Origin of the sequence: Sphingobium sp. LB126 (genome assembly GCF_002795205.1) — a bacterium.
Taxonomy (GTDB): Bacteria; Pseudomonadota; Alphaproteobacteria; order Sphingomonadales; family Sphingomonadaceae; genus Sphingobium; species Sphingobium chungbukense.
Genome location: NZ_NETV01000003.1, coordinates 1 through 14075, shown reverse-complemented (window position 1 = coordinate 14075; position 14075 = coordinate 1). Strand labels below are relative to the sequence as shown.

At 64.3% G+C, this 14075-nt stretch carries 10 protein-coding genes and 3 pseudogenes; 10 read left to right on the top strand and 3 right to left on the bottom strand.

The genetic code is table 11. The features are described from left to right. Positions 1–78 precede the first annotated feature (78 nt). The 3 genes from CAF53_RS21495 to CAF53_RS21485 are packed head-to-tail and all read left to right on the top strand — an operon-like array spanning position 79 to position 3892. A complete protein-coding gene (locus tag CAF53_RS21495) occupies positions 79–1752 on the top strand; it encodes a Mu transposase C-terminal domain-containing protein (protein ID WP_046765160.1) in 1674 nt (557 codons plus the stop codon). Next, a complete protein-coding gene (locus CAF53_RS21490) occupies positions 1749–2591 on the top strand; it encodes a TniB family NTP-binding protein (RefSeq protein WP_046765159.1) in 843 nt (280 codons plus the stop codon). Before CAF53_RS21495 ends, CAF53_RS21490 begins: the two co-directional genes overlap by 4 nt. Then, complete coding sequence (locus CAF53_RS21485) at positions 2588–3892, top strand: TniQ family protein (protein WP_046765158.1); 1305 nt, start codon at positions 2588–2590, stop codon at positions 3890–3892. Before CAF53_RS21490 ends, CAF53_RS21485 begins: the two co-directional genes overlap by 4 nt. A 290-nt stretch (positions 3893–4182) precedes the next feature. Here CAF53_RS21485 and CAF53_RS21480 read toward each other — a convergent pair whose 3' ends face one another. After that, positions 4183–5379: a hypothetical protein gene (locus tag CAF53_RS21480; protein ID WP_157801338.1), complete on the bottom strand. Its 1197-nt coding sequence runs from the start codon at positions 5377–5379 to the stop codon at positions 4183–4185. A 262-nt stretch (positions 5380–5641) separates the two neighbouring features. Here CAF53_RS21480 and CAF53_RS21475 point away from each other — a divergent pair, with 262 nt between their 5' ends. Together CAF53_RS21475 and CAF53_RS21470 are read left to right on the top strand one after the other, a co-directional pair. Continuing rightward, positions 5642–6934, top strand: coding sequence for an integrase (locus tag CAF53_RS21475; RefSeq protein WP_232307637.1), 1293 nt, complete (start codon positions 5642–5644; stop codon positions 6932–6934). 70 nt (positions 6935–7004) lie between these two features. Next, a pseudogene (locus tag CAF53_RS21470) lies at positions 7005–7666 on the top strand (integrase); the annotation flags it as partial. Positions 7667–7846: 180 nt separating this feature from the next. Here CAF53_RS21470 and CAF53_RS21465 read toward each other — a convergent pair. Both CAF53_RS21465 and CAF53_RS21460 read right to left on the bottom strand, forming a co-directional pair. Next, positions 7847–8580, bottom strand: a pseudogene (locus tag CAF53_RS21465) (IS5 family transposase). A gap of 119 nt (positions 8581–8699) precedes the next feature. Then, a pseudogene (locus tag CAF53_RS21460) lies at positions 8700–11656 on the bottom strand (Tn3 family transposase). A gap of 228 nt (positions 11657–11884) precedes the next feature. On the opposite strand from CAF53_RS21460, the gene CAF53_RS21455 reads away from it, so the two are divergent. The 5 genes from CAF53_RS21455 to CAF53_RS21430 all read left to right on the top strand — a co-directional run. After that, positions 11885–12397 carry a hypothetical protein gene (locus tag CAF53_RS21455; protein ID WP_197707529.1) on the top strand — a complete coding sequence of 171 codons (513 nt, stop codon included), beginning with the start codon at positions 11885–11887 and terminating at the stop codon, positions 12395–12397. Continuing rightward, positions 12394–12585 carry a hypothetical protein gene (locus tag CAF53_RS21450; RefSeq protein ID WP_100239603.1) on the top strand — a complete coding sequence of 64 codons (192 nt, stop codon included), beginning with the start codon at positions 12394–12396 and terminating at the stop codon, positions 12583–12585. Before CAF53_RS21455 ends, CAF53_RS21450 begins: the two co-directional genes overlap by 4 nt. Positions 12586–13017: 432 nt before the next feature. Then, positions 13018–13362, top strand: a complete 345-nt coding sequence (locus CAF53_RS21440; RefSeq protein WP_014194368.1) for a hypothetical protein — start codon at positions 13018–13020, stop codon at positions 13360–13362. 12 nt (positions 13363–13374) lie between these two features. Beyond that, the gene (locus tag CAF53_RS27200; protein ID WP_157801337.1) at positions 13375–13797 is read left to right on the top strand and encodes a hypothetical protein; all 423 of its coding nucleotides are present in this window, start codon (positions 13375–13377) and stop codon (positions 13795–13797) included. After that, on the top strand, positions 13790–14075 hold a 286-nt coding region (locus tag CAF53_RS21430), incomplete at its 3' end, for a hypothetical protein (protein ID WP_157801336.1). The genes CAF53_RS27200 and CAF53_RS21430, both read left to right, overlap by 8 nt.

The window sequence follows — 14075 nt, the reverse complement described above, 5'->3', positions numbered from 1 at the left end:
CGCTCGATTTGTCCGTCGCGGTGGTCGACAAAGTAAGCTACATTTTCATCGACGCAGAAATCGTTGTGGAGTCCATCCATGATTGAGCGCAAGCCGTCTCCCGCGCCCCGACGAAGTCTCAAATCGCTCGAGGCGGGTTTGGCGCTATACCCGCACTTCCGGCAACATATCTCCCTTTCCGGCCCGGTGACGGCAGCTCAGGTCGCGGCGATTGCCGAGGCAACAGGCTTGAAGGAGCGGCAGATACGGACATTGGCTGCGCGATTTAGGGCGCATCCGGTCGCGGAGACGCTTGCTCCAAAACCGCGGGGACCCACTCTCGGATCGCACCGGATTGATCCGGAGGTGATGGCTGCGATCGAGACGTTGATCGAGGAAATTGCGCTCAAGATGGTGTCGCCGTCGCGGGCGGAAGCGGCGCGGCAGATATGGGGCCTGTTGCACGCGGATAATGGAAATCACGGGTTTTCCGCCGATCTGATCCCAAGCGAGAAAACGATCGATCGGCTGCTGTGTGAAATTCCGAGCCGCGTCTGGGCCAAAGCCACGATGGGATCAAAGACCAGAAGTGCCCATGAGCCACACCCCGGCGAATATTGCAGCGACGGATTTCTCGACCTGGTTCAGATGGATCATACCAGGGGTGATGTCATCCTGGTCGATAGCCTGAGGCGGGAACAGCTCGGAAGACCTTGGATCACCTTCCTCATCGAAATCTGGACCCGATCGATCCTCGGCTACTATGTCAGCTTCGGCGACCCTTCGATATTCCGGTGCGGGCGGGCGGTTGCGAGTGCCATGTTGCCCAAGGAGCCGATCCTCAATCATCTGGGAGTGGACGTCAGCTACCCAATGTATGGCCTGTTCAGCCGCTTGCATGCGGACCAGGCTAAACCGCATCGGTCGGAGGGCTTCAGACGGGCCTGTGTGCGCAACGGGATAGACCCCGATGTCCGCAAGCCTGGGCCTGCCCATCTAGGCGGGCATATCGAGCGGCTGATCGGCACAATGGTCGGAAAACTGAGACTTTTGCCCGGTGCGACGGGATCGAACGTCTCGGCGCGCGACGGGTACGATGCCGAAGCGGAAGCAGCGATGACGCTGGCTGAATTCGAGCGATGGCTCCTGTGCCAGATCGCGATCTATCACCACACGCCGCACAGCGCGCTGGGCGGCCTCTGCCCCGCTCAGATGTGGGAGCGGGAAGCGGCCAGACGCGGCCGGCTGCTGCCCCTGTCGGTCGATGCGGAGCAGCTCTTCCGCCAGTTCCTGCCGTCGACGTCCTTGACGGTCCATGCCAAGGGCGTTCGGATCAAATATCGCCATTACTGGCATCAGGCGCTCGCCGCCCGAATCGGCCAAAAGGTCGAGATCAGTTGGGATGAGCGGACGATCCAGCATGTCTATGCCGACCTGGACGGCAGCTATGTGGAACTGCCGGTCATCGGCCAGTATCCAGACGTTTGGGAGGCGGACTGGGAAGCCGGCAGAGCGAGGGTCAGGGCCTTGGGCAGGGCCTATCAGGCCGATGGCGGTCGCGCCGCGACCGCACGGGCGGTTGCTGCCGCCAACCAGGAAATCCACGACGCGCGCGCCCGCACGAAGGAGGCGAGGCGCCAGGCCAAGCGCCGGGAAGGGGAGGGGACGACACTGGCGGACCTGCGCGTTGCCCGAAAGCCCGAACGGCCGCCGGTTGACTGGAAACCGGTCGCGGACCTGGGCGAGGATGACTGGTTGCAGGAGCGGACATGAGCGTGGCTGCACCACCGCCTTCCTTGGCGCCCGCATCCCCATTCTGGATCGATTTCGAAGAAGCCCACAACGCTGTGGAGACGATTGTCGAAGTCGCCCATGACGACCCCGAGGAACGCCCGACCTGCATCGTGCTCACCGGCCAGTCCGGCATGGGGAAGACCTCGATCTTGCGCGAAGCCCAGCGGCGCCTGACCGAGGCCTTTCCCGAGCCTGCCCATTGGGGCGAGGCGCGCTATCAACCAGTGTTGCGGACGGTCATTCCCTCGAGTCCGACCTCGCTCAAGATCAACCTCGCCTTGCTCTGGAAACAGGGCTGGCCGATCCGCACGAACACGCACAAAACCGCCGATTTGAAGGTGGTCGATCTCCTGGCCGCACAGGGTACGAGGCTGGTCGCAATCGATAATGTCCACGTGATGCTGACGGCCAGCGGCGTCGCGCGGCGCGACACCCTCGATGCGTTCCGTTTCCTGATGAGCGCGGGCAATGTGCCCCTGGTCGTGGCGGGCCTCGATGTCGCCCGGCAGATCTTTGCTGACGATGTCGAGCTGGCCTACCGTTCGATCATGCTCAAATTGCCGCTATGGGAGCCAGGCGAGCCCTCGCAGCGCCTGATCAGGGCGCTGGCGCGCGGCATGGGGATGGAAGAGCCCGACCATCTGGCCGACCCCGCCTTTGCCGAGCGCATTTGGCGCGAAAGCGGCGGGGTGACCGGAAATTTCAAGCGGATCCTGCGCTGGTCAGGAAAGGTCGCCAAGCGGCATGACCGTGCGCTGGTGACGCAGGACGACATCAGCCAGGCGTTGCAGCTCTTCATGCCCTACAGCCCGGAATGAGCGGCCGGGACATCGAACCCTTGGCGTTTCGGGTGAAGCCGCTGCCCGAAGAATGTTTCGAATCCTGGCTGCGGCGCTTGGCCGAGTGTCATGACACCACTCCCAAGGCACTGTTTCGCCATCTCGGGATCGACGCGGCGCTGGCCGATCGCGATCTGGCATCCTCAGCCGCTGGCGCGGCGGAACCGCGTCACGCCATGGTTGAGCGGTTGGCTTGGGCGACGATGGTACCGGAGAAGGCGATTTCCGGGACGTTCGTGGGCTGCCCGAAGGCCGATCTGTTGCCTTTGCCGCTGCGTTCGATCGGCTGCGCCCAGTGCTGGCGCGATTGGTTGGCGTCCGCCGAGCCATGGCGGATCGAGCGGAGCTGGATTTTGCGCGTGACCGCCTGTTGCGAAACCCATGCCTTGTTGCTGACCGATCTGCGGGGGATCATGGTCCGGGGGCATGGCAACGCGGCGCGGCAGCTGCTTGAGGAGAATGTGGATCGGACCCGGGCGCAAATGGCCCGCTTTACCTTGGTCAAAACCCGCCTCGCCTGGAATGGGACCATTGCGCGCGCCCATGTTCGCGGGAGTGACCCCAGTTTCGGGGCTATGCCGGCACGCTATCGGGCGGCGCTGGTCGGCAACTGCTTCCATATCGCACCTGCCCGTCATCTGCTCTTGGCGGCCCTCCACAGTAAAGACGGACTCCAAGCCGGCCAATGGGAGCAGATTTTCGGCTTCACGACGCGGCCCGGACGCGGCGCGCCAACGGGCAGGGCGCGGGGCGCGTCTGGCCCCAAACTCCCGGACCTCGCGAAGACGATCGCGAGGATCGGCCTGCGGCAGCTTGAGCGCAAGTGCCGGGAACTGGGCAAGGTCTGCAAGCGACTGGAGCGGGCCAAGGAGAACTACAGCTTTGTGCATTGGCAGGGTGTGTGGCGAAAGGGCCGTGCGGCGCTGGCGCACGAGGTGAGTCTCCGCCGCGCCGCCGAGATGGCTGGTGGTGAGATTTCCGCGCAGACCTGTTTGCGGGGCTTCCAGGAGGCGCTGGTGTATCTGCAGGAAGCCGGGTTGGCGGACGGTACTGATCCTGTCGCGCGTTGCGATGGCGATCGCTGGGACGATTGCCACGAGGATGTCCATCGCTTGCGGGCGCGGCTCGCCGCGTGCTTCGCCGATCCAGACTTTCGCGTCCTGCTCCATCTGCCAAGTCTTCCCGTCGGCTTCGACGCTTTGGAGGGGACACAGTGCCTCGCGCCGATCCAGATGAAAGCGGCGGCGTTTCTGACAGGATTGACGTTTAAGGGCGCATGACACGGAGCTTGCGCTGCCGCACGATGCAAAAATCGGCCGACACATGCCGGCCACAGGACATTTGGCTCAATTTTGCCCTCAGAGCCTCGTAGGGCGTGTTGAAGGTCTCCGAGCACCCTTGGCCTATCCGAGCCTCGTTTTCGCGCTCTAGGGGCCTTTGCGGGCACTTTTATTTTATGGTTCAAAATCAATTATTTGCCTGAAATCTGCCGACTGAGCGGCCTGCAACGCTGCTTGAACAGCGGATCCAAGGCGAAAATTTCCATTCGCCCTGGAGTTTTGCAGCCGGCTCACTCGTCCAGATCATTTCCTCGACAGGAGGCATTCGCGCGGGCGAGCAGGCGGTCGATATCGGCCATGATCGCGTCATGTTCGGCATAAGGGCTGTCGGCACTGACGTCGTCCTCTGCTGCCGGGACATTATAAGTGCGTGGGGGCGGCAGGGCGCGAATGACCGCCTGATGTCGGGGAGCGGTTGTTTCGGCCAAGCCCGCTTTGACGAGCGCTGCCACAAGATCGCGCGCGCCGTTTTTCGATACGCCCAGGGCCTGCTCGATCTGCAGCGGGCGCAGCGGGCCAAAGCCGGCGAGCAGCCGGTACAGATGCGGCGCGCGCGACGTCGAGCGCAGGCGGGAAATAGCCGCCTGCATAACCTGCACCCGCGCATAGGCCGCATCCAGTTGTTCGCTCACACGGCGCGCGGCATTTCCGGCGGCCTCAGCCACTAGAATGGCACGCTCGCGCGGCCACAATTCGGGCCGGAGCGCTTCGGCCCGCACGGTGCCGGGTAAGGGGAGGGGAGGGGAGCCCGGGTTGCTTTGCGCGATCAGACGACCGGCGACAAGATCGAGCGCCCATAGCGGCATGGCGGACCTTGCCTGCTCGAAGACCATCGGCCCGGATGGCAGGGCAAGCAACTGGCGGTTCCGCTCGACAGGCGCGAAATGCGGCGAGCCTGCGGCTGCGTCGTGCAGGCGATCCAGCGCGGCGAGCGGCCAATTTTCCTCGGGACCCAATGCGAGGGACTCGGACAGCCTGGTGGCTTCCTCGACGGCGAACGCCGGCGGGATTTCAGGCTCAGCATGGTGCCTGTCCTGATCGAAGCGCGCCGCGGCGCGGATCTGCGCGGTCGCTTGCCCCAGCGGTTCCCAGGTGGACAGGGATAGCTCAGACAGCAGCGTGTCGGCGACCAACGCTGCCGGGGCGGTGATCTGGGTCGTGACGTCAGGCACGGGGGCGAGGCCGGAAAACCACGCGGAAAACCAGCCCTCGGCGCCGGAAAAGCCAGACTGGGCGAGGGCCTCGATGAGCATGAGGCGGACGAGCGCGGCGCAAAAATGATGGGCCACTTGGCGAGGCACATGTGATAATTTGCCTTGTAGTTGGCCCCAGGCAAGCGTGGCCTGCACCCGCGCCGCCATGAGCGCGTCGAGGGGCGCATCCTCGTCTGACTGGAGCGGATGGAAGGGGGGCGAGGGGTCTGCCATCCACCAAGTCTAGTTAAATCGACTTAACTGCACCAGCCTTGATCAGCCTTTTTTCGAACTAACGATAATGAGTTGTTATCGATAGTGACAGCCACATTTTCGCAGCTATAATCCCGTCCATGTGTCGTTTTCCCAATAAGACCGGACTCCACGCTGCCCGCGGTTTTGGGCGATATTTTTTTCCCAATAACACCGGATTCTTGCCAATAACGCCGGACTGGCCTGCCGGAGGCTGTCCCGCAGCGTCAGGCCGGGTTGGCCCATGAGCAAGAAATCAGATTTGCCGATGTCTGCGCCGGCGCCGCGCCTGGCACAACCGAAGGCGGCGGTTGCCGGGGAGATCGTGACGATCCTGCCGCCGGGCGAGACCAAACTGCCCCGTCGGCGTTCCGGGTCCGCGCGGAATCGCGAAGCCCAGCTCGTCGCCTTGCTCCAGGAACTGACGGGTGAAGGCGCTGGTCTGGTCGAACTCAATTTCAAGAAGAGTCTCGAGGCGCGGGCGCCCGCCAGCATCAAGGCGCTCGCGGTCGACCTGGATTGCTACGCGCACTTTTCGGCAGGGCAGGGCGGGATCGGTTTGCCCGCCAGCGAAGCTCGGCTCGTGGCCTATGTCGACTATTGCGAGACGCGTAAGTTCAAGCCGGCCACCGTGTCCCGGCGCCTGTCTTCGCTGGCGGTGGCCCATCACCTTCTGGGTGTTCCCAATCTCGTCGGTGCCGGGGTGGTCCGCGATGCCCTTCGTGGCCTGCGGCGCCGGGCCGGGGTCAGGCAGCGCCAGGCCGGCCCCTTGCGGTTCGGCGACGGAGTCGGGCCGGAGCCGGTCAAGGGGTTCACGCTTGCGGTCATGCTTGATGCCTGTGGGCGCGATGTCGTGGGACTGCGCGATGCGGCAATCCTGTCGCTGGGCTATGATGCCGGTCTGCGGGTGTCGGAACTGGCGGCGGTCGCGCTCGAACAGATTGAAGGGCAAGAGGACGGCTCAGCTCTGCTCGAGCTGGCACGCTCGAAAACCGACCAGGACGGGAAAGGGGCCTTGGTGTGGCTCTCGCCCGATACGATGCGGCGTGTGGCTTTGTGGCGGGAGGCAGCCTCCATACGCGCGGGCGTCCTGTTCCGCAGGGTGGCGGTGACCAGGACAAAGCCAAGCGAAGCCCGGCGCGAACGTACCATCAGCGATCTGGCCTATCATGCCCAGGTCGATCGCGACCGCATGGTCGCGCGGCCCGCGCGCGCTGCCACCGCGACATACAAAATTGGGGAAGACGCACTGACACCCGCCGCTGTGCGTCTGATCATCAAGCGGACGGCGCTCGCAGCCGCCGATCAGGGCCTGGTCGATCTCATGGGAGCCGATCTGGCCGAGGCGATCAATGCCCTGAGCACGCATTCGCTGCGGGTCGGGCTGACCCAGGACCTGTTCGCCAATGGCGAGGACGCGGGGCCGATTGCGCAGGCGTTGCGCTGGACCTCTACCGCGACTGCTCTACGCTATGGCCGCAAGCTGGCGCCGTCCTCCAACGCCGCGGCGCGCATGCTGAAGGGCGTCAGAAAGTGAGGCCGCTGCAGCGAATTCTGTCCGTCCGGCAAAACGGGGAAATGGGGCCGGATGCAGTCTTCTTTGTCCGGTCACAACCGCCTATGACACCGGGCTGCGCGCCTCCGAACTGGTCGCGATCCAGGTCGAGCACCTTCTCGAGGCGACCGATCCCGAAGCGCGGCTGCTGCGGGTCCCGCGTTCGAAGGGCGATCCCGAAGGGGAGGGGGCGACGGCATTTCTCAGCGCGCGCAGCGTACGCGCGATCACCGCCTGGCTCGAGGCGGCGGACATTGCGGAAGGGCCGCTGTTTCGCCGGGTGCAGGTGCGGCGGATCAAGGCACGCGCGGCGGTGGCGGGGAGGGGATCGCCCGGCTCAACGCGGAAGGCAGGCTGGTGCTGATGCGAGGGGAGGGTAAGCCTGCGCAGCCGGCGCGCACCGCCTATGATGTTGGCGCGGCGGCGCTGCATCCCGGATCGATCGGGCCGCTCTGGCGCACGATCATCCGCCGGGCGTTCGACCGCGGCGCGCTGCCCGACCTCACCGCCGACGATCTGACACGGTTGCTCCGGGGGATCAGCGCGCATTCGACGCGGGTGGGGCTGAACCAGGATCTGTTCGTCAGCGGTGAGGAGCTGGCCGGGATCATGGACGCGCTGCGCTGGAAAAGCCCGCGCATGCCGCTCGCTTACAATCGCAATCTCGCCGCCGAACAGGGGGCCGCCGGGCGGCTCATGGCGAAGCTGGCATAGGGTCTGTTCGCTCCGGCCCAATTGATGATCATCTTCTGCACACAAACTGGTTTGTCGATCATAGAATCGGATTTGGGTAACGGCAAAGCCGGCGGGATCGGGTGATTGTCACCCAGAAATACGATCGACGACGGGGAGGTCATCGCTTTTACGCGACAAGGCCGTGATCGCCACGCGCCTCTAGGCGGCGTGGACAAATTTGAGCCAGTATTTTGCTGACGCGATATGGACCATGGACAGGAAGCTGTCTGCGAGTTGGTCATAGCGGGTGGCAATGGCGCGATTGATTTTGAGGCGTCCGAAGAAGCGCTCGATCTGGTTGCGCTGCCTGTAGAGTTCGCGGTCGTGGTGGATCTTCACGCGGCGGTTGGATCGTCCCGGGATGACGGCCTGTATGTCGCGTTTTGCAAGGTCGACGCGGATAGCATCTGCATCATAGCCCTTATCGGCCAGAAGCGCCTTGGGTGCCTGTTCCGGCAAGGCGATCAGGGTGTCATAAGCCTTGCAGTCAGCAGCTTCGCCGACAGTCAGGTGGAACGCGAGCGGTCGTCCTCGTCCATCAGCCAGACAGTGAAGTTTACTGGTGAACCCGCCCCGCGAGCGGCCAAGAGCTCGTCGACAAGCCCCCCTTTTCCGCCCGCTGCCGAGACATGGGCGCGAACCGTTGTGCTATCGATGCTGTAGTGGCCGCTGTCGGCCATGATCTCGGCCAGCGTCACTGAGACGGCCTCCCAGACCCCGGCCTCACTCCAGCGCCGGAACCGCCGGTAGATCGTGTTCCAGTTGCCGTATTTGGGCGGAACATCACGCCACGGAGTTCCGCAGCGAAGCCGCCAGAGTATGCCGTTGATGATCGCGCGGCTCTCTTCAGGACGGCGTCCGCGCCCTCGGTTCGCTGGCTCAATAGGCAGCAAACCCTTCAAAACACGCCATTCCGCTTCAGTCAGATCGCCCCGGCTCAAGCCTGCCTCCAAAAGGGGTGACTACACGAAAGTGACGCATCCGCACGCTAAGCGCGAACGTATGGTGAACGTTACGCGGCGAGCAACGAACTGATGGCGCGCAGTGGCCGCAGGACATCCGGATCGGGCCGATCTTCAACATTCCAGCTATAGTCGCCGGTGAGCGAGATATGTTCCCAGCCCAATGGCGCGACGTGACGTGCGATTTCGTCGGGCGTGCCGATATCAGCCAGCGCCACTTCGAGATAGCGGGTGTTCCACAGGATGATGGCGGCGACGAGCAGGTTGAGGCCGGAGGCGCGATAGGTCTGGTTCTCGAACCGCCGATCACGCAATTCGCCGAGCTGGTTGAAGAAGAGCGCGCGTGCGAGCGCGTTGCGGGCCTCGCCCTTGTTGAGGCCCGCCTGGGTACGCCGGCGCAGATCAATGTCGCGCAGCCAGTCGAGCATGAAGATCGAGCGTTCGAGGCGGCCCAGCTCGCGCATCGCGAGGGCCAGTCCGTTCTGTCGCGGATAGGCGGACAGGCGGCGAAGCATCGCCGAAGCGGTGGCGGTGCCGGTGCGTATCGATGTGGCGAACCGCAGCAGTTCATCCCAATGCGCCGCGACATGACCCAATGCGATCGGTTCGGCCGTCATGCCGGCAAGCAAGGGGCCGGCTTCCTGGCCGGGAAGGAGGTGCAAACGACGCTGCTTGATGTCGCGCAGGCGCGGCGCGAAGCGGTAGCCGAAGAAGGGCATAAGGCCGAACACATGGTCCGATGCACCGCCTGTATCGGTGTAGTGCTCCTCGATTGTCAGGCCGGTCTGCTGATACAGCAAGCCATCCAGCACATAGGGAGCTTCGCCGGCGGTCGCCGCGATTACCCGGGTCGCGAAGGGGTCATATCGATCCGAGACATGGGTGTAGAAGGCAACGCCCGGTTCGTTGCCGCTGCGCGCGTTGATGTCGCCGATTGCGGCGCCACGGCCCCCGGCATGGAATTGCTGTCCGTCGCTCGACGAGGTGGTGCCGTCTCCCCACAGCGCGGCGAGCGGCATGGCGCGATGGGCGTCGATCAGCCTTCCCAGCGCTTCACCATAGGCGGCCTCGCTGATGTGCCAGTCGTGGAGATGGGCGAGCTGGCGCAGGCTTGCGCCTCGGCAGGTTTCCGCCATGCGTGTGAGGCCGAGATTGATGCCATCGGCAAGGATGACGGTGAGCAGCGCATTGCGGTCGTCGGCCTCCCGGCCCGAACGCCGATGGATGAAGCATTCGCTGAACCCGGTCCAGGCATCGACCTCAAGCAGGAGATCGGTGATCTTCACGCGCGGCAGTCGGTCATAGGCAGCGCGACGGGCAATCTCGGTGGCGGGTGGCGTTGCCGCTTTCAGCGGCGAGATGATAAGGCCGCTTTCGTCAAGCCTGACCTGGGGCAGCTCGCCCTGTCGGGCGAGGACCGTCACCTGTTCGATCGCCGTGTCGAGCCTGGCGCGCCTTTCCTCGATATGACGATCGAAGTCCGTTTCGATGGCGAGCGGCAACGGCCCCTTCTCGCGAAGCGCGTCGAAGGTGGCCGGCGGGATGAGGTAGCTATCGAAATCGCGGAACTGGCGGCTTCCCGAGACCCATATGTCTCCCGCTCGCAACCGCTCCCGTAGCTGGGACAAGGCGCATAGTTCATAGGCGGCGCGATCGACGATGCCGTCCCGCAGGACGAACGGCCGCCATGCGGAGGGCACAAAGCGCAGCGGCACGCGATCAGGCAAGCGCCGTTTGCCGGTCCGGTATAGCTCCGCGATGATGGTAAGCGCCGACAGGAGTCCCTGCACCGCACCGGCGCCGCGAAATTCGAAGGTGTTGAGAAAGGCACCGGCAAAGAGCTTCACCGTGCGATGCCGCTCGATCAATTCAGCGGTGCGATCGACGGTTTCCGGTCGCCCGAGTACTTCGGCCCGCGCGACCGCCACGGCGAAGCGCTGCCAATCCAGCGCCTCGATCTGCGCCAGAGAGTCCACACCGTTGGTGCGCGCTTCGATGAGAATGCGGCAAGACCCTGTGAGCGTCCGGAGATGGCCTTGCAACTCGCGCACCGTCTTGAGGGCTTTGTCACGGGTCCGGTTCTCGGCGCGACGCGACATGCTGCCCAACAGCTTGTCGAACATCGTCAGGGTGGCATCGGTCAGGCTTTCCTCAAGACGGATGCCCTGCGCCGCCAGCGTCGCATGGCGGCGCAGGGCATTGAGTTCGCCAAGGTGCTGGGGTGTGATCCGGCTGCCTTCGTCCGCCAGCCTGTCAAAAGTCAAAGCCGGGATCATGTCGGCACGGGCGCGATCGAGATCCAGCGCGCGGATATGAGTGAGCCGTTCGATCAGGCGTAGGATGTTGCGCGCTGCCGGCGACTGTGGTGCATTGCGCAGCCAGGATAGCCATGTCGCGGCTTGCCCTGTTCGTCGGGCCAGCAGATCGTCCAGCCCCTGCAGCGTATCGGGCCGCAGGCCGTTCGTGAGCACTTCATAGGTAAGCTGTTCGGCCTGCTGGCGAGCACGCCGGAGTACCGCTTCGAGAACCGATGAAGAAGGCAGGAGGATCTGCCGGCGCCGAAGTTCGTCAACGATGACCCCGCCATCTGGCCGGGGTGGACGATGGTCTGTGCGATCGGGATCGAGAATGCGACAACTTCGTGGAAAGCCTTGCGGTCGAAAATCCTGAACCCGTGCGATCGTCGGATTTCAACGAGATGTTCGCGACGGGTCTGGTCCCGATGGGCATAGTCCGCGAAGGCTTCGGGCGCGACGCCGAGTTGCTGCGCCACATAGGCGAGCACAGGAGCGGGCGGGACTTCACCCGCTTCCAGCGCACGGCCAGGCCATCTCATATAGAGTAGGAGCATCGCGTAGCCGAGCCGGGTGGCATCGCCGCGACGGCGGCCGACAATTTCCAGGTCGTCACCGGTCAGCGTATAGTGCCGCGCAATCTCGCGCTCATCGAGCGGCGCGCCATAATGCCCTGCCCAGATTTCCGCGCTCACCAGTCGCCGTCTCGCCAAGCACTATCTCCTTCCGCGTCCTTGTCCGTCAGACGGTCCTTTTACGGACAATCGCATTTTGTCCGCCTTTTATTGCTTGCAATGAGTTTACGGACACATTAGATTTACGGACAGAAAACGGACACAAGAGGCACGCAACCATGACCGCGCTTATCGTGATGGCTGTTCATCGACCAAACGCCCCGGCGAGGAGGCGATGCCCGCCATAGATCGCTATGATGGTCCGATGTGGCGCACGCTGCGCGCGGCGCTGGCCGAGCTGGGGGAAGATGCCGCCCCGAAATCTGGTTCCTGTCCGCCCGCTATGGCTTTCATCCGGCAGATATGCGGATCGCTGACTATGAGCAGCGCATGACGCCGAGCCGGGCCGCTGAATTGCTCCGGCTCCCAACGTCCAATCATGCGGCCTTCGCGGAAGCGGCGCGGGGCGCTGATAGAATCCTCCTCGCAGGGGGTGCCATTTACCGGGACGCGATGCGCCGCGCGATCGGCCAGCATCCGAGCATCGCAGAGACGGACGGCGGAGGGATCGGCATCCACCGGCAGCAGTTGCGGCGCTGGCTTGCCGTGGACCGCGACACGACCGGGGCCGTTCCCGTCCAGAGCCTTGATGCCTTCGCCCGCGAGCGCGGCTTGGTGACGATGGCCGAGGCGCGGGCCATATCCACGCCGGGTTGCGTTCAGCGCCGACGACCAAGACTTTCCGCAGATGGTATGAGAGCGAAACGCGCCGCCTGTTGATCGAGGCAGGCAGGACCGCGAGCCTCTATCAAGCGGCGATCGACGCGGGAACGATCATTGCACCGCCTCGCGCGACCCTTGAGGAAATCGCCAATGGCCACCCCGATCTAGAGTCGACGCACGCCGCGCGCCGCGTGCTGGAAAAGCGCCGCGCCCGTCGCGAGCTGGCGGAGAGGGAGGCCGCGTGACGGGCCGCCCGCCTTTCGGCCACAACGGAGGCCCGGCGCTGGACGATACCCCGCCAGCTCCGCCGCGTTTGCCCTATGATGCCGCCTGCGTGCGCTGCATCCATTGGACGCCGCCCAGCGAGCGGGAGGAATCCGATTATCGCTATTGGGCAATGACGGGGCGCGGGCGGCGCGTGAAGGAGCCGAGCGGCCATTGCTTCCGCGTGATGCACAGGCCCGGAGGCCCGCTTTCATTTTCGGGCACGATGGGCCGGAGCAGTTGCTATAACTACGAGGCGAAGCCGCCGCCTGCCTATCGACCCAGCGGGCAAGGCTTTGTCACCATCTGGGGCCGGGTGACAAGATTCTCTGGCAGGGGCGCGAGGGCGAGGAACCCGCCGAGTTCAGACAAGGCGAGCTGGACCTATAGACAGGGCGAAGGAAGGTAGAGCGATGAAGGTTGAGACGCGGCAGACGATCGAGCGCCAGATTGCGCGGAAAGCGGCCGAGGGGCTGATTGCGGGCGGCTATGCCGTGTCGGTCTATGACGGCGAGGAAATCGCCTTGGAGGCGTCCACGGACGTTAAGGCGATCATGGCCGCCATGTTCGCCACCGACGAGGATTATCTATTCGCCATGAAGCCCGACGAGGCCGGGAAGATGGAGCGGCAGGGCTATGCCCGCTTCATCTACGGCAACGAAGGTTGGGACGTGATGAGCGACTACACCACCAATCTTGAAAGCGAGCTGGCGGGGGCGAAGGCCGAAGCCGACAAGCTGGAAACGCGGCACGGATAAGGAGCGCCTGCTATGGAAACCATCGACTTGACGCCGACATGGGGCGAAATCGGCTTGCTGTATGTCCGCCTTGCGGAATCTGGCGAGACGAAGGCCCTCACGGAAATGCGGGGCGAGGTCGCGCGGGCCTTCGCCGCCTCGCAAGCCCTCACGGCCATTATGGGCGACTTGCCCGCCGAGCTGCGCGACCGCGCCCGCATCATCATAGGCGAGGAGCTGGCGAAGCAGGGCTTCCCCGGCGATCGGCCGCCTTCCGATTCTGGCGATGCCGGTGCCGTCGATCGAGGCACCGCCACCAAGGCTATCGAGCAAGCCTTTGGGGCAAGCCTGCCCCGATCATGCTTGATGAAGCGTGGGAGTGGGATCGCGCGGCGAAGAAGCAGGCCGGAGAGAATGGCGAGCAATGATGCTCCGAAGGGATCAAGGGATGAGTGACGCTATGGGCCACACCGGCCGTTTTCGGCGCGACGGCGGGGGTAAGACTAGCTTTCCTCCCATGCTGCAATTCGAGTTCCATGCCTATGGCGGGGACGAATCCGGCGTGATCGCGGCGCAACCGACGATTACGACCGAGCGCATGGCGAGCCATAGCGCCGCGCGGGCGAAGGCGGGCCGTATCGCCAAACAGATCGGGGGGCCGGTCGATTTGGCGCTGGCAGGGGCCGCGCCGTGGGATGATCGCTACATCACCACGGCCAGCCCCAGCGAACATC